The 14,912-nt window shown below is 68.7% G+C and carries 14 protein-coding genes; 5 read left to right on the forward strand and 9 right to left on the reverse strand.

The features are described 5' to 3' along the window. Positions 1 to 4 precede the first annotated feature (4 nt). The gene (locus ACTHK2_RS12245) at positions 5 to 1,222 is read right to left on the reverse strand and encodes a DUF3667 domain-containing protein (RefSeq protein WP_440245997.1); all 1,218 of its coding nucleotides are present in this window, start codon (positions 1,220 to 1,222) and stop codon (positions 5 to 7) included. A gap of 97 nt (positions 1,223 to 1,319) precedes the next feature. Here ACTHK2_RS12245 and ACTHK2_RS12250 point away from each other — a divergent pair, with 97 nt between their 5' ends. Both ACTHK2_RS12250 and sppA read left to right on the forward strand, forming a co-directional pair. Further along, positions 1,320 to 2,720 carry an MATE family efflux transporter gene (locus ACTHK2_RS12250; protein WP_440245998.1) on the forward strand — a complete coding sequence of 467 codons (1,401 nt, stop codon included), beginning with the start codon at positions 1,320 to 1,322 and terminating at the stop codon, positions 2,718 to 2,720. Between the two features lie 149 nt (positions 2,721 to 2,869). Further along, complete coding sequence (gene sppA / locus ACTHK2_RS12255) at positions 2,870 to 4,714, forward strand: signal peptide peptidase SppA (RefSeq protein WP_440245999.1); 1,845 nt, start codon at positions 2,870 to 2,872, stop codon at positions 4,712 to 4,714. 180 nt (positions 4,715 to 4,894) lie between these two features. Here sppA and ACTHK2_RS12260 read toward each other — a convergent pair whose 3' ends face one another. The 8 genes from ACTHK2_RS12260 to ACTHK2_RS12295 all read right to left on the reverse strand — a co-directional run bounded on the left by ACTHK2_RS12260 (position 4,895) and on the right by ACTHK2_RS12295 (position 11,669). Beyond that, positions 4,895 to 5,197: a hypothetical protein gene (locus ACTHK2_RS12260; protein ID WP_440246000.1), complete on the reverse strand. Its 303-nt coding sequence runs from the start codon at positions 5,195 to 5,197 to the stop codon at positions 4,895 to 4,897. A gap of 3 nt (positions 5,198 to 5,200) precedes the next feature. Then, positions 5,201 to 6,256 (reverse strand): 2-oxoacid:ferredoxin oxidoreductase subunit beta, encoded by a 1,056-nt coding sequence (locus tag ACTHK2_RS12265; protein ID WP_440246002.1) that lies wholly within the window; start codon positions 6,254 to 6,256, stop codon positions 5,201 to 5,203. Next, entirely contained in the window at positions 6,253 to 6,756 is a 504-nt protein-coding gene (locus ACTHK2_RS12270) for a hypothetical protein (RefSeq protein WP_440246003.1), read from the reverse strand. The genes ACTHK2_RS12265 and ACTHK2_RS12270 overlap by 4 nt, the downstream gene beginning before the upstream one ends. After that, positions 6,749 to 7,258, reverse strand: coding sequence for a hypothetical protein (locus ACTHK2_RS12275; protein WP_440246004.1), 510 nt, complete (start codon positions 7,256 to 7,258; stop codon positions 6,749 to 6,751). Before ACTHK2_RS12275 ends, ACTHK2_RS12270 begins: the two co-directional genes overlap by 8 nt. A 2-nt stretch (positions 7,259 to 7,260) precedes the next feature. Next, a complete protein-coding gene (locus ACTHK2_RS12280) occupies positions 7,261 to 7,539 on the reverse strand; it encodes a hypothetical protein (RefSeq protein WP_440246005.1) in 279 nt (92 codons plus the stop codon). Next, positions 7,540 to 9,486, reverse strand: coding sequence for a 2-oxoacid:acceptor oxidoreductase subunit alpha (locus ACTHK2_RS12285; RefSeq protein ID WP_440246006.1), 1,947 nt, complete (start codon positions 9,484 to 9,486; stop codon positions 7,540 to 7,542). It lies immediately after the preceding gene. After that, positions 9,483 to 11,312: an FAD-dependent oxidoreductase gene (locus ACTHK2_RS12290; RefSeq protein WP_440246007.1), complete on the reverse strand. Its 1,830-nt coding sequence runs from the start codon at positions 11,310 to 11,312 to the stop codon at positions 9,483 to 9,485. Before ACTHK2_RS12290 ends, ACTHK2_RS12285 begins: the two co-directional genes overlap by 4 nt. 129 nt (positions 11,313 to 11,441) lie before the next feature. After that, positions 11,442 to 11,669: a hypothetical protein gene (locus tag ACTHK2_RS12295; protein WP_440246008.1), complete on the reverse strand. Its 228-nt coding sequence runs from the start codon at positions 11,667 to 11,669 to the stop codon at positions 11,442 to 11,444. Between the two features lie 75 nt (positions 11,670 to 11,744). Here ACTHK2_RS12295 and ACTHK2_RS12300 point away from each other — a divergent pair, with 75 nt between their 5' ends. The 3 genes from ACTHK2_RS12300 to ACTHK2_RS12310 all read left to right on the forward strand — a co-directional run bounded on the left by ACTHK2_RS12300 (position 11,745) and on the right by ACTHK2_RS12310 (position 14,875). After that, entirely contained in the window at positions 11,745 to 12,524 is a 780-nt protein-coding gene (locus ACTHK2_RS12300) for an SDR family oxidoreductase (RefSeq protein WP_440246009.1), read from the forward strand. A 184-nt stretch (positions 12,525 to 12,708) separates the two neighbouring features. Further along, positions 12,709 to 14,169 (forward strand): AlkA N-terminal domain-containing protein, encoded by a 1,461-nt coding sequence (locus tag ACTHK2_RS12305; RefSeq protein ID WP_440246010.1) that lies wholly within the window; start codon positions 12,709 to 12,711, stop codon positions 14,167 to 14,169. A gap of 202 nt (positions 14,170 to 14,371) precedes the next feature. Beyond that, positions 14,372 to 14,875: a methylated-DNA--[protein]-cysteine S-methyltransferase gene (locus ACTHK2_RS12310; protein ID WP_440246011.1), complete on the forward strand. Its 504-nt coding sequence runs from the start codon at positions 14,372 to 14,374 to the stop codon at positions 14,873 to 14,875. The last annotated feature ends 37 nt before the right edge of the window (positions 14,876 to 14,912 follow it).

Raw genomic sequence — 14,912 nt, forward strand, 5'->3', positions numbered from 1 at the left:
CGCCCTATACGATCGTGAGGCTTGCGATCGCGGCGCCGGCGAGGCCGAAGCCGAGCAGGAACAGGTAGCAGAAGCCCACCAGGCAGAACTTGAAGGTCGTCATGAACCAACCCTGGTGGTAGACGCGCCTGGCCATCAGGAACAGGTAGATCGGCAGCCACGTCCACGCGGCAGCGCGCAGCAGGTTCAACACCGGCACCGCCCACGTCGCGCCGGTCGTGGCCCAGCCGCTCAGCAGGTGCAGCGTCACGATGACGAGCAGCGACATGAAGATGAAGGCGTGGCTGTGCAGCGCGACCATGAGGTGTTCCATGTACAGCCGCCGCTTGAAGATGTAAGCGATCTTCAGCAGCAACGCGAACAGCGGCATCAGCACGAACAGCGTCTGCGGCAGTACCGAAAACAGGCGCCCGACCGCCTCGCTCGGATGCTTGCGCGCGGCGTTGATGTTGTCCTTCGCGTGCTGCGCCATCGAGTTGAGCTTGGCGTTGGCGAACGCCGGCAGCCATCCGATCGCGATCGGATGTTCGACTGGATCCCACGGCGTGCCGTCGATCGACAGCGTGCCGATGTCCTCGTCATCCACGTCGGGGTCCGGCGGCGCTGCGCGGCCGGCGGCGACGGCGTCGTCGCGACGCTTGAGCCAGCTACGCCGCTGCTCGGCCTTGCGCCTGACGTCTGCTTCGGCCCGGTCGAGCTTGGCAACGGCCTTGGCGCGGTTGCCGGTGGCTGCCCGCGAGGTCGCGAGGCCCTCCAGCGCGGCCTGCAGGCGCGTGTCCACCTCGGCCGCCGACTGGGCGCGCTCGATGCCGCCGGTGGTGCCTTCGCCGACGAAATTGAACGTGCTGTCGTCGAGGTCGAGGCTGAACTGGATCGCGAAGAACGAAATCACGCAGAGGAAGAAGAATAGCCGGAACGGCGTCACGTAGCGCGTGCGCCGGCCCGCGAAATACTCGTTGGTGAGGAAGCCCGGCCGGAAGTACAGCGGCAGGATGCTGCGGAAGATGCGCGAATCGACGTTGAAGATCGTGTCTGCGACGTCGGCCATCACGCTCGCGAGGTGGCGGATCATGCCCTTCTCGGGCTGGCCACAGGCGTAGCAGAACGGGCCATGCATCGGCGCGCCGCAATTGCCGCAGTGCTTGGCCGGCGCGGCCGGCGTCGATGGCGTGCTGACGGCCGGCTGCGCGGCGGCCGTCGGGGTGGCTTCTTCCTCGTTCATGCGTCGCGCGGGCTCCGTCGTTCGAAGGGGCGGCGCCGCGTCGCGCGGCGGGCGGAGTCGCACGCGCTCGGCTAAGATGCCGCGCACAGGTTCCCCGATGCCGACCATTTTACATCGCCACCGGCCGCGTCTCGCGCGCGAGCTGAAAGATACGCTGCGCCTCGCGGTGCCGCTCGTGCTCGGCCAGTTGTCCGCGATCGGCATGAACCTCATCGACGCGCTGCTCGCCGGTCACCTCGACGCGCATACGCTCGGTTCGGTCGCGGTCGGCGCAAGCGTCTGGACACTCGCCATCGTCGCCGCGATCGGCGTGATGATGGCATTGCCGCCGTCGGTCGCGCAGCTCGCCGGCGCCGGCCGGCGCGAAGCGATCGGACCGCTGTTCCGCCAAGCGGTGTGGCTCGCGCTCGCGCTCGGCCTGGTCCTCGGCGTCGCCGTGCATGAGGGCGGCGCCGTGCTCGTCGCGCGCATCGGCATCGACGCCGAGCTCGTGCCCGACGTGATCCGTTTCCTGCACGCGGTCGCGTGGGGCGCGCCCGCGCTTGCCCTGTTCTTCACCTTGCGCGGGCTCGGCGAAGGCATCGGCCTGACCCGTCCGACGATGTATTTCAGTGGCCTCGGCCTGCTCCTGCTCGGGCCGATCGGGTACGTCCTGATGTACGGCCGCCTGGGCGTGCCTTCGCTCGGCGCGCAGGGCAGCGACATGGCGACCGCGCTCGTGCTCTGGCTCGAGATGCTCGCGTTCGCCACCTACGTCATGCGCAGCCGCCATTACCGAGATCTGCAACTATTCGCGCGCTGGGAACCGCCGAACCGCTGCGCCCTCGCCGAATTGCTGCGCATCGGCGTGCCGATGGGCGTGTCCCTGTTCATGGAGGCGAGCCTGTTCGTCGCAGTCGCCCTCGTGATCGGCACGCTCGGCACCGAGGTCGTCGCCGGCCATCAGGTCGCGCTGAACGTCGCTTCGGTGACCTTCATGGTGCCGCTCGGGCTTGCGATGGCGACGACCGTGCGCGTCGGCCACGCGGTCGGCCGCGGCGACGCGCAGGGCGTGCGCGATGCCGGCCTCGTCGGCATCGGCCTCACCCTGGTCGCGCAAACCGTGTCGGCCGGCGCGATGCTGCTGCTGCCGCGCCCGATCGCGATGCTCTACACCGAGGACGCCGCGGTGATCGCGCTCGCCGCGCAACTGCTCGTGCTGGCCGGCCTGTTCCAGTTTTCCGACGGCATCCAGGTCGCGGCGAACGGCGCGCTGCGAGGGCTCAAGGATACGCGCATCCCGATGTTCATCACGACATTCGCCTATTGGGGTGTCGGCATGCCGGTCGGCTGGTGGCTCGCATTCCCGCACGGACTCGGCGCGCGCGGCATGTGGATGGGCCTGATCGCGGGACTCAGCATGGCCGCGCTGCTGTTGTCGTGGCGCTTCTGGAAACTCGCGCGCGGACCGCTGCCCGGGATGTCCGGCGGCACGTCACTGCCGCGGGCGTTCCACTGACCAGCGGCGCGGGCTACGCATCGCCATGCGCCGCGGCGACGCTGCCGGGCGCCGATCCGCCCATGCGGCAGTGACGCAGGCGCCATGCCGCAGCGGATGCGGTAGGCTGGCGCCATGCCTGTCGAGTCGCTCGACATCGAGGAATCGCAATGCCCAGCCAGCCCGGCGTGATCCGCCGCTTCTTCCGCGGACTCTGGGACGCGCTCAACTTCACGCGCCGTCTCGTCTTCAACCTGATCTTCCTCGCCCTGCTGCTCGCGTTCTTCGGCGCGTTCTTCGCATCGCGCCCGCTGCTCGCGCCGCGCACCGCGCTCGTGCTCGACCCGAGCGGCGCGATCGTCGAGCAGTATTCGACCGATCCGACCCAGCGCGCGCTGTCGAGCATCGCCGGCAACGAGTCGCCCGAGGTGCAACTGCGCGACCTGCTGCGCGCAATCGACGCCGCGGCGAAGGACGCGCGCATCGAACGCATCGTGCTCATCCCGGACGAGATCACCGGGCTCGGCCTCGCCACCGCGCGCGAACTCGGCGCCGCGCTCGATCGCTTCAAGGCGAGCGGCAAGGAGGTCATCGCGGTGTCCGGCGGCATGGGGCAGAACGAATACCTGCTTGCCGCGCACGCGAACCGCATCCTGCTCGATCCGGAAGGCGCGGTGCTGCTCGAAGGTTTCGCGAACTACCGCAGCTACTACAAGGACGCACTCGACAAGCTCGGCGTCGAGGTGCACCTGATCAAGGTCGGCACGTTCAAGTCGGCAGCCGAACCGTACGTGATGAACCAGGCGTCCGACGCGGCGAAGGAGGCCGATGCGTACTGGATGGGCGGCATCTGGCAGGAGTACCTCGACGAGGTCGCCGCGCTGCGCAAGATCGACGCGGCGGCGATCGCGGACGACATCGCGCACTACGACGCGCGCGTCGCCGCGAGCGGGGGCGACCTCGCCAGGCTCGCGCTCGAGCAGAAGCTCGTCGACCAGCTCGCGACGCGTGCCGAAGCGCGCGAACAGTTGCGTTCGCTCGGCGCCGCCGAAGGTGAGGAGGGATTCCGCCAGGTCGGCTTCCGCCAGTATCTGGCGACGCTCGCGCCGTCGAACCTGCCGCACGTCGCCAGCGACGTCGCGGTCATCGTCGCGCAGGGCGAGATCGTCCCGGGCGAACGGCCGCCGGGCATGGTCGGCGGCAAGTCGACCGCGCAGCTCGTGCGCGCGGCGCGCGAGGACGACGGCGTCAAGGCGATCGTGCTGCGCGTGAACTCGCCGGGAGGCGATGCCTATTCGTCCGAGCTGATCCGGCGCGAACTCGCGCAGGCGCGCGAAGCCGGCAAGCCGGTCGTCGTGTCGATGGGCGACGTCGCCGCGAGCGGCGGTTACTGGATCTCGATGGCGAGCGACGAGATCTGGGCCGAGCCGAACACGATCACGGGTTCGATCGGCATCTTCGGCCTCGTCGTGACCGTACCGGACACGCTCGCCAAGCTCGGCATCCACACGGACGGCGTCGGCACGACGCCGCTGGCGGGGACGCTCGACATCCGCCGGCCGCTGTCGCCGCAGCTCGAAGCGATCATCACGAGCGTGATCCGGCGCGGCTACGGCGAATTCATCGGCAAGGTCGCGCAGGCGCGCGGCAAGACGCCCGAAGAGATCGATGCGATCGCGCAGGGGCGCGTGTGGAGCGGCGCGCAGGCGAAGGAACGCGGCCTCGTCGACAAGCTCGGCGGCCTCGACGACGCGATCGCGGCGGCGGCATCGCGCGCGAAGCTCGGCAGCAATTACCAGGTGCGTTACATCGAGCGCCAAATGAGCACGTGGGAGCGTCTCGCGCTGAGTTTCAGCGACAGCGAAGCGATGGTGCGCGTCGCGCGCTGGACCGGCGTCCGCCTGCCCGTCGGCATGTTCGACCGCACTGAACTCCAGCAGGCCGCGGCGACGATCGAGTCGCTGCGTGGCAAGCGATATGGCGCGTTCGCGCACTGCTTCTGTGAATTGCGCTGAGCACATGCGTCGCGCGCATTGGCTGTTGGAGAGGGTGGCCGTACGCCGGATCGACCGTGCCGTGGCAGATGACGGAGCACCCTGTCCTGCGCCCCTCCGGGCCTGGCTTGGCCATTCGCGCCGCTCCTGCGGCGCAGTCGGCGCGGTGCGCCTTGATCCGCCCTGCTTGCGGCCGGCCGCCTACCACGGATCTTCGTCCGCCAGCGCAACCACTTCATCGGGACGCACGCTGAACCAGGGTGCGCCATCGCCGAAGCATACGTGCCCATACGCATCGAAGCCGAGAATGGGTAGTGGCTTGCCCTCGAGCGCGCGAAGACGTGCGACGTCGTCCTCCGGCAGGTCCTTCAGCAGGCCGGCCGGCATCATCTCGATGCGAACGCGTTGGCCTGCACGCAGCGCGCGACCGTTCGCGTCGATCGCCTCCAGCGGGTAACCATCGGGCCAGTACGCCGGCGCGGCGAAGTACGCCGAGAGGTCCATCGCTCAGCGCAGCGAAGCGTTGATCTTGTCGAGCGTAATCACGCCGGGACACAGCGCCTTCGCGTCGAGCGTGTTGAACGGCGTCGCGACGGTATTGAGGTGTCCGTGCAGGTCGTGCGCGGTGCTGTCGACGTACAGCAGGCCGGTCACCACTTCACCCTTCGCCTGGTGCGCATTGATGTAGTCCATCGCGGCGACGCGGTCGGTCGGGTCGTGGCTCGCGTCGAGCTTGCGCAGGCGCAGCACGCTGCCGTCGTGCTGCTCGACTTCGACGACGTCGCCGGGCGCGACCGCAGTGACGATCTCGGCGCGCGGTTCGATGAAGTCGAGGCGGTTGACCGCGTCGTTGTGCTCTCGCACGTACTCGTAGCTCTTGGTGCTGCCCGCGTGGTTGTTGAACGCGACGCACGGGCTGATCACGTCGATGAAGGCGGCGCCGCGGTGTGCGATCGCGGCCTTGATGATCGGCACGAGCTGCTGCTTGTCGCCGGAGAAGCCGCGCGCGACGAAGCTCGCGCCGAGCTGCATCGCGAGGCCGACGAGATCGATCGGTGAATCGGTGTTGGCAACGCCCTTCTTCGACACCGAACCCTGGTCCGCGGTCGCCGAGAACTGGCCCTTGGTGAGGCCGTACACGCCGTTGTTCTCGACGATGTACACCATGTTCACGCCGCGGCGGATCGCGTGCACGAACTGGCCCATGCCGATCGAGGCGGAGTCGCCGTCGCCGGACACGCCGAGGTAGATGAGGTCGCGGTTGGCGAGGTTCGCGCCGGTCAGCACCGACGGCATGCGCCCGTGCACGGTGTTGAAACCGTGCGACTGGCCGAGGAAATAGTCGGGCGTCTTAGAGCTGCAGCCGATGCCGCTGAGCTTGGCCACGCGATGCGGTTCGATCGCGAGTTCCCAGCATGCATGGATGATCGCGGCCGAGATCGAGTCGTGGCCGCAGCCCGCGCACAGGGTCGAGATCTTGCCTTCGTAGTCGCGGCGCGTGAAGCCGATCGCATTGCAGCCGAGGGCGGGGTGGTGCAGCGTGGGTTTGGCGATCCAGGTCACGGCGTCTTCCTCGGCGACGTCGCGTGAGCGGCGTCGCGGTGCAGGCGATAGATCACGTTGTCGAGTGCGAACAGCAGTTCGTCGTCGCCGGTCGCATGGAAATCGATCGCGCCGTCGCAACCGGTATCGAGCGTGGCGATCGGTCGGCCCGCGAAACCGATCTGCGTCGCGAGCGCGTCGGCGCCGAGCGCCGGATCGCCGTACTCGGCGAGCCCGCCCTGGAACAGTCCCTCGGTGGGCACGTGCTTCACGACGTAGTGCGGCGCCGTGCAGCCGAGTGGAACGGGGCCGCGGATGCGTTTTGCCTCGAACGTCACGTGCTGGCCGACGAGGCGTTTCACTTCGGCGGGATCGACCGCGCCTTCGGCGCCGACCCATGGTGCAGGATCGCCGCGTGCGATCGTCCAGCGGCCCGCGTAGCGGTCCTGCGCGAATGCGCACGTCGCGAGCAGGCCCGCGACGAGGAGCCATGCCGAAGCCGGACGTCGACGTTCACTCACAATCGTCCTCCGGGGCGGCATAGCCGTCGACGAAGCGCTGGCCGTAACCGATCTCGAACGAGCGCGTGTCACGCTTGTAGTCGAGGCCGTCGACGTCGTGGTTCACGGCGCGGAACGCGTAAGCCTGGCCCGGCCTGCCGTCCACGGGCTTCTCGAAATACACCTCGATGCTCGCCGCGTGTTGCGGATCCTTCTTCGGCACGATCGTCGCGCCGCCGCACCAGTTCGAGCCTGCGTCGATGGGGTTGTCCGGGTTGGCGAGCACGCAGGCACCGCCGCGCCAGGTGATCCTTGCGCTGTCGCCGACCGCATCGTCGAGCCAGCCCTCGACGGTGCGCTCGTCGCCGCATTGGCCTCGCGCGTAGTCGACGTCGGCGATGCGTGCCGAGCGCGCGGCGGCGGCGAGCGCCGCGTCGGTGACGCCGCGCTTCGTCGCGGCGAACGCCACGGGTGCAAGCAGCGCGATCGTCAGGCCGACAGAAGCGGGGCGAAGGCGAGGCATGCTCAGCGCTTCCCGTTCACTTCGATCGCATAGCCGAGCAGGCCGATCGCGAACACGAGGGCCGACAGGGTCCACGCCGAGAACATCAGCGGTGCGGACTGCATGAGCTCGGGCAGCACGATCAGCGCGACGCGGAACAGCAGGCCGACCACTTCAGCGCCGATCGCGACGATCAGCCAGCCCGAGCGGTCGCGCCGCCAGAGCAGCACGAGTGCGGCGAGCACCAGGACCGGGATGACGACGGAGAACAACGACTGCAACGACGGCGACAGGGTATTCACTCAGGCCACCTTGTCCGCCTCGCGCGGCCGCTGCGCGCCGATCTGCCGTTCGATCGCGCGCGGGATGAAGCGTGCGGTGATCGGCGTGCCGTCGTAGTGCAGTACCGGCACGAGCCGCGCGGGATCAATGCCGAATTCGTTGACGAGCATCGAACGCAGCTGCGCATCGCGGTTCTGCTCGACGACGAACACGCGCTCGTGGGCCGCGACGAACTCGGCGACCGCGTCGGCGAACGGGAACGCGCGCACGCGCAGCGTGTCGAGGTGCACGCCGTTGCGCTCGAGCGCGACGATCGCCTCGTCCATCGCCGGCGCGGTCGAACCGAAATGGATCGCACCAAGCGTGGTCGGCCGCGCCGCCTTGCGCAGCACGGGCTGCGGCACGAGCGACTTCGCGGTCTCGAACTTCTTCAGCAGGCGCTCCATGTTGTACACGTAGTCGGGGCCGCGCTCGGAATAGCGCGCGTACGGGTCGCGCGACGTGCCGCGGGTGAAATACGCGCCCTTGTCGGGGTGCGTGCCCGGGTATGTGCGGTACGGAATACCGTCGCCGTCGACGTCCTTGTAGCGGCCGAAGTCCTTGCCCGACTCGAGTTCGGCCGCGGTCATCACCTTGCCGCGGTCGTAACTGCGCGCATCGTCCCAGGCGAATGGCGCGCACAACCGCTGGTTCATGCCGATGTCGAGATCGGTCATCACGAACACCGGCGTCTGCAGGCGGTCGGCGAAGTCGAGCGCGTCGGCGCTGAACGCGAAGCACTCGGTCGGGTCGCACGGGAACAGCAGCACGTGCTTGGTATCGCCATGCGAAGCGTACGCGCAGGCAAGGATGTCGGCCTGTTGCGTTCGCGTCGGCATGCCCGTGGACGGCCCGCCGCGCTGCACGTCGATGATCGTGACCGGGATTTCGGCGAAGTAGGCGAGGCCGATGAACTCGGTCATCAGCGAGACGCCGGGGCCCGAGGTCGCGGTGAACGCGCGCGCGCCATTCCAGCCCGCGCCGACGACCATGCCGATCGAGGCGATCTCGTCTTCGGCCTGCACGATCGCGAAGCGGTTCGCGCCGGTGTCGGGATCGACGCGGTACTTCATGCAGTACTTCTGGAACGCCTCGGCGAGCGAGGACGACGGCGTGATCGGATACCACGCGCAGACGGTCGCGCCGCCGTACACGCAGCCGAGCGCGGCGGCGCTGTTGCCGTCGATGAAGATGCGGTCGCCGACGCCGTCCGCGTGCTGCACGCGCAACCCGAACTGAGCCCTGTTGAAAAGTCCGGCCATGGATGGCCGGTTCCTCGCGGAGGGATCCGCATGAGAATCCACTGGTCCGGCCATGGATGGCCGGTCTGTCGCGGACGGATCCGCAGGAAGGAAATAATCGCGGCCGAGGTGAAGCGCCTGCCTGTTCGCGTCGAGCAGCTTCTCCTTGCCCTTGTACTGCTCGCCGAGCAGGCGCTCGATGATCGCGACGTCGATGTCGAGCAGCACCGACAGCGCACCGACGTACATGATGTTCTTGAACAGCTGGCGCTGGCGCGGATCGGTCCAGGCGCGGTTGCAGATGTCGGTGAGCGGGATTCCGATCACATGGACGTCGTCGCGGAACTTCGACTTCGGCAGCGCGCGCGTCGAGTCGTAGAGGAGATAGCCGCCCGGTTCGATCTCCCTGACGTCGGCGTCCCAGGTCTGCGGGTTCATCGCGACCATGAGGTCGACACCGCCGCGCCGGCCGAGCCAGCCGTCGCCGCTCACGCGCACCTCGTACCAGGTCGGCAGGCCCTGGATGTTGGACGGGAAGATGTTGCGCGGGCTGACCGGCACGCCCATGCGCAGGATCGCCTTCGCGAACAGTTCGTTGGCGGATGCGGAACCGGAGCCGTTGACGTTGGCGAACTTGACGACGAAGTCGTTGACCGCAGTCATCGGGTCAGGAGGCCGTGGCGTCATGCCGCCTTCTCCTTCGGCGCACCGGAGCGGCAACCCTCGCCCGCGTGCGTGATGCCGAGCAGGAACTTCTGCATGTCCCACGCTCCCGTCGGGCAGCGCTCGGCGCACAGGCCGCAGTGCAGGCAGACGTCCTCGTCCTTGACCATCACGCGGCCGGTCTTGAGCGGCGTCGACACGTAGAGGTCCTGCGACGTGTTGAGCGCGGGCGCGGACAGGCGCCTGCGCAGTTCGTCCTCGACGCCATCCTGCGTGAACGTGATGCAGTCCATCGGGCAGATGTCGACGCAGGCGTCGCATTCGATGCAGACGCGCTCGCTGAACACGGTCTGCACGTCGCAGTTGAGGCAGCGCTGCGTCTCCTTCCACGCGGTTTCGGCATCGAAGCCGAGTTCGACCTCGAGCTGGATGCTCTTGAGCGTACGGTCCGCGTCAGCCCACGGCACCTTGTAGCGCTCGTCCGGCGAAACGTCGTTGTCGTAGCTCCACTCGTGGATGCCCATCTTCTGCGAGATCATCTCGACCGCGGGCGCGGGTCGCTCGCGCACGTCCTCGCCCGACAGCAGCTTGTCGATGGACACTGCCGCCTCGTGGCCGTGCGCGACCGCCCAGATGATGTTCTTCGGGCCGAATGCGGCATCGCCGCCGAAGAATACGTGCGGCAGGCTCGATTGCATCGTCGCGGCGTCGACGACCGGCATGTCCCAACGCGGGTCGAACGCGATGCCGATGTCGCGCTCGATCCACGGGAATGCGTTCTCCTGGCCGACTGCGATCAGCACTTCGTCGCATTCGAACAGCTCGTCGGGGTCCCCGGTCGGCACGAGTGTGCGGCGGCCGTTCGTGTCGCGCTCCGCGCGCACCTTTTCGAACGTCATCCCGGTGAGGCGGTCGCCGTCGTGCACGAACGCCTTCGGCACGCGGTAGTCGAGGATCGGGATGCCTTCGTGCATCGCGTCCTCCTTCTCCCACGGGCTCGCCTTCATCTCGTCGAAGCCCGAACGCACGATCACCTTGACGTCGTCGCCGCCGAGTCGGCGCGCCGAGCGGCAGCAATCCATCGCGGTGTTGCCGCCGCCGAGCACGATCACGCGCCGGCCGACCTTCTCGACGTGGCCGAAGTAGACCGAGGCGAGCCAGTCGATGCCGACATGGATGTGCGCGGCCGCTTCGCGCCGGCCGGGCAGGTCGAGGTCGCGCCCGCGTGGTGCGCCGCAGCCGACGAACACCGCGTCGTGGCCTTCGGCGAGCAGGGCCTTGAGCGATTCGATGCGCCGGCTGCCGACGAAGTCGACGCCGAGGTCGAGGATGTAGCCGGTCTCTTCGTCGATGACGCGTTCGGGCAAGCGGAAGCGCGGCACCTGCGTGCGCATGAAGCCACCCGCCTTCGCGTCGGCCTCGAACACGGTCACGTGGTAGCCGAGCGGCGCGAGATCCCGCGCGACGGTGAGCGAGGCGGGGCCTGCGCCGATGCAGGCGACGCGCTTGCCGTTGCGGCGAGCGGCGGGTTTGGGCAAGCGTGCGCGGATGTCGTCCTTGAAGTCGGCCGCGACGCGCTTGAGGCGGCAGATGGCGACCGGCTCCGGCGTGCCGCCCGCGCTCGCCTCGACGCGGCCGCGCCGGCAAGCGGGCTCGCAGGGCCGGTCGCAGGTGCGCCCGAGGATCCCGGGGAACACGTTCGACTTCCAGTTGACGAGGTAGGCGTCGGAGTAGCGTCCGGCCGCGATCAGGCGGATGTACTCGGGGACCGGCGTATGGGCCGGGCAGGCCCACTGGCAATCGACGACCTTGTGGAAATAGGCAGGGTCACGCGTATCGGTCGGCTGCACTACGGTCCCCTCTGGAAACGCACAGTGTTGCTGTCGCCGAGACTAGACCTTGTGCCGGCGTGGTGCAAAGCGCAGCGCACCAAACGCGCGATGGGGAGCGCGCGTACGAGGCGAGGCGGGCCCCGACGCTCAGCCGCCGTTCGCCTCGATGTCCTTGTCGTGCTGTTCCTTTTCGTCCTGCAGTTGCTGCTCGACGGCCTTCGCCTTCTCCAGCGCCTTGAGCTGGTCGTCGAGCACGGTCTTCTGCTTCGCCGCGGCGGGCGCCGCCGACTCGGCCTTCGGCGCCTCCGGATCGGTCTTGCCGCCGCAGGCGCAGAGGGCGAGCATCAGGCTCGCGAGCAGGACGGTGCGGTTCATGGCGGACTCCCGGCAGCGGTATCCGCTAGAGTCTGCATCGCGGCCGGCGCCGGCCACAAGAAGGAGGACCCACGCATGACGACGGCGTCACGCTGGCGGCTCGACGGCCGCACCGCGCTCGTGACCGGCGCGAGCCAGGGCATCGGCTTTGCGTGCGCGCGCGAACTCGCCGCGCTCGGCGCGGACGTGCTGCTCGTCGCGCGCGACGAAGTGCGCCTCGAACAGGCGCGCGCGGACCTCGCCGAGGAATTCGTGGACAGTGAATTCTTCGCGTGCGACGCCGATGTCGCCGTCGAGGAGCAGCGCCTCGAGGTATTCGACTGGATCGCCGACCTCGACGTCGAGCTGTCGCTGCTCGTCAACAACGTCGGCGGCAACGAATCGAAGCCCGCGCTCGATTACACGCTCGACGAGGTGCGCGCGCTGGTCGACCTCAACGTGCTCAGCGCGTTCGAACTGTGTCGCCTCGCGCACCCGCACCTCGCCGAACACGGCAATGCTGCGATCGTCAATGTCGGTTCCGTATCGGGCCTCGTGCATGTGCGCACGGGTGCGCCGTACGGCCTGACCAAGGCTGCGCTGCACCAGCTCACGCGCAACCTCGCCTGCGAATGGGCCGAGGACGGCATCCGCGTCAACGCTGTCGCCCCGTGGTACATCCGCACGCGCCGCACCGAGGGCAAGCTCGCCGATCCCGACTATCTCGACGACGTGCTGCTGCGCACGCCGATGGGTCGTATCGGCGAACCGGAGGAGGTTGCGGGGGCAGTCGCGTTCCTGTGCCTGCCGGCGTCGAGTTACGTGACCGGCGAGTGCATCGCGGTGGATGGAGGGTTCCTGCGATACGGGTTTTGAGCGCACCCTGTGCGCGACCGAGGCGCGCCGGCGCATTGCGACGCTGCGGTCGGCCACAAGGTGGATTCCATATCAGTTCGCCCTGAGCGCAGGCCGCAGGCCGGAGTCGAAGGACCATTCGGGTGACGGCAACCACAGCCGAAAACGGCGAGTCGGATCCGACCGCCTGCGTTAGCATCGTCGCATGCAAGCCGCCGCCGTCCCCACCACCTCCCTCGATCAGCGCGTCTGCGACCAGGCGCGCCTCACGCGCGATGCGCGTTTCGATGGCCTGTTCTACATCGCGGTGACATCGACGGGCATCTATTGTCGGCCGGTCTGCCCGGCGCCGTCGCCCCGTGCGCGAAACATCCGCTACTACGACAGCGCGGCGGCCGCGTCCGCGGCGGGCTTCCGCCCATGCCTGCGCTGCCGGCCGGAAGCAGCGCCAGGTTCGCCGTTGCACCGTGCGAAGAGCGAACTCGTCGCGGGTGCGCTGCGGTTGATCGAGCAGGGTGCACTCGACGAGGGTTCGCTGCCCGAACTCGCCGCCCGCGTCGGCGTCGGCGAGCGCCATCTGCGCCGCGTGTTCGCCGAGGAGCTCGGCGCGAGCCCGCTCGACGTCGCGGCGACGCGCCGCCTGCTGTTCGCCAAGCAACTGCTCACCGAAACCGCGATGCCGATCGCGCGCATCGCCGAAGCATCCGGCTATGCGAGTCTGCGTCGTTTCAATGCGGCGTTCGTCGCGACGTACGGCAAGCCGCCACGAGACTTCCGCCGCGGCCGCGCGCCCGCGGGCGCGGACGAGCTCGTGCTGCGCCTGCCGTATCGCGCGCCGTACGATGTCGAACACCTGCTCGGCTTCTACGGTCGCCGCACGATTCCCGGCGTCGAGGCGGTCGACGAACGCAGCTATCGTCGCAGCGTCGTCATCGACGGTGTACCCGGCTGGTTCGACGTCTCCGCACTCCCCGGCGACGACGCGCTCGCGTTGCGCGTGCACCATCCATCGAGCAGCGCGGTCGGCACGATCGTCGCGCGCGTCAAGCGCATGTTCGACATCGATGCCGACCCGCGCGCGCTCGAACTCGCGCTGCGCGGCAGCGCGCTGCTGAAGCCGTTGGTCCGGTGCTGGCCCGGCCAACGCCTGCCGGGCGCATGGGACGGCTTCGAACTCGCCGTACGCGCCGTGCTCGGCCAGCAGGTGAGCGTCGCCGCCGCGCGCACGTTCGCGGCGCGCGTCGCGGCGACGTACGGCTCGCCGTACACGGACGGCGAGGCGCACGGCGTCGGCGTGCTGTTCCCGACACCGGATCGCCTCGTCGATGCGCCGCTCGAAGAACAAGGTATCATCCGCGCGCGCGCGTCGACGATCCGCGGCATCGCACGCGCGGTACTGGATGGCCGACTCGCGTTCCGCGCCGAGCAGCCGCTCGCCGCGTTCGAACGCGACCTCGTCGCCTTGCCCGGCATCGGCGCGTGGACCGCGCACTACATCGCGATGCGCGCGCTCGCTCAGCCGGATGCATTCCCTGCCGCCGACCTCATCCTGCGCCGTGCGGCGGGGCAGGGCCGCACGTTGTCGACGCGCGAACTCGAGCGCCTCAGCGAGGAATGGCGGCCGTGGCGCGCGTATGCGGTGATGCTGTTGTGGCGCAGCAGCTAGCAGGCTGTTGAAAACAGCCTGCGGACGCGATCCAGGGATGGATCGCTCGCGAGTCGACGACGCACGGCGTTGAATCGCGGAACCGAGTCCGGACGTGCGCCGGACTCGCTGAGTTGAAAAAAAGCGCTGGATAGCGCCTTTTTCAACATCCTGCCAGCGCTCTTGCGCGCGGAAAGCGATCGAATCCTCGGAGTCGAATGCAATGTCCATCAGTTACGACTATCTCGACACGCCCATCGGCCGCCTCCTGCTCGCCGCCGACGACGCCGGCCTGCGCTGCATCCAGTTCGAACGTGCGGGCCAGGGCGATCGCATCGCACCGTCATGGCGGCGCGGCCGCCACGGCCTCGAAAACGCGATCGCGCAACTCGACGCGTACTTCGCCGGCGAGCTGCATGCATTCGATTTGCCGCTCGCCGCCGAAGGCACGCGCTTCCGCCAGTCGGTCTGGAATGCACTCGCGCGCATCCCGTATGGCGAAACGATCAGCTACGGCGAACTCGCACGCCGCATCGGCGACCCGTCCGCGAGCCGAGCGGTGGGCGCCGCCAACGGGGCCAACCCGTTGCCGATCGTCGTGCCGTGCCACCGCGTGATCGGCGCGAACGGCAAGCTCACCGGTTTCGGTGGCGGCCTCCCCGTCAAGCATTGGCTGCTCGAACACGAACGCCGCCACGCACCACGCGCGCCGTTCGCGCTGTCGTAGATCGCGGCTGAGCCGGGTCGATAGCGAAGCCTGTGGA

Origin of the sequence: Dokdonella sp. (assembly GCF_051958935.1) — a bacterium.
Taxonomy (GTDB): domain Bacteria; phylum Pseudomonadota; class Gammaproteobacteria; order Xanthomonadales; family Rhodanobacteraceae; genus Dokdonella_A.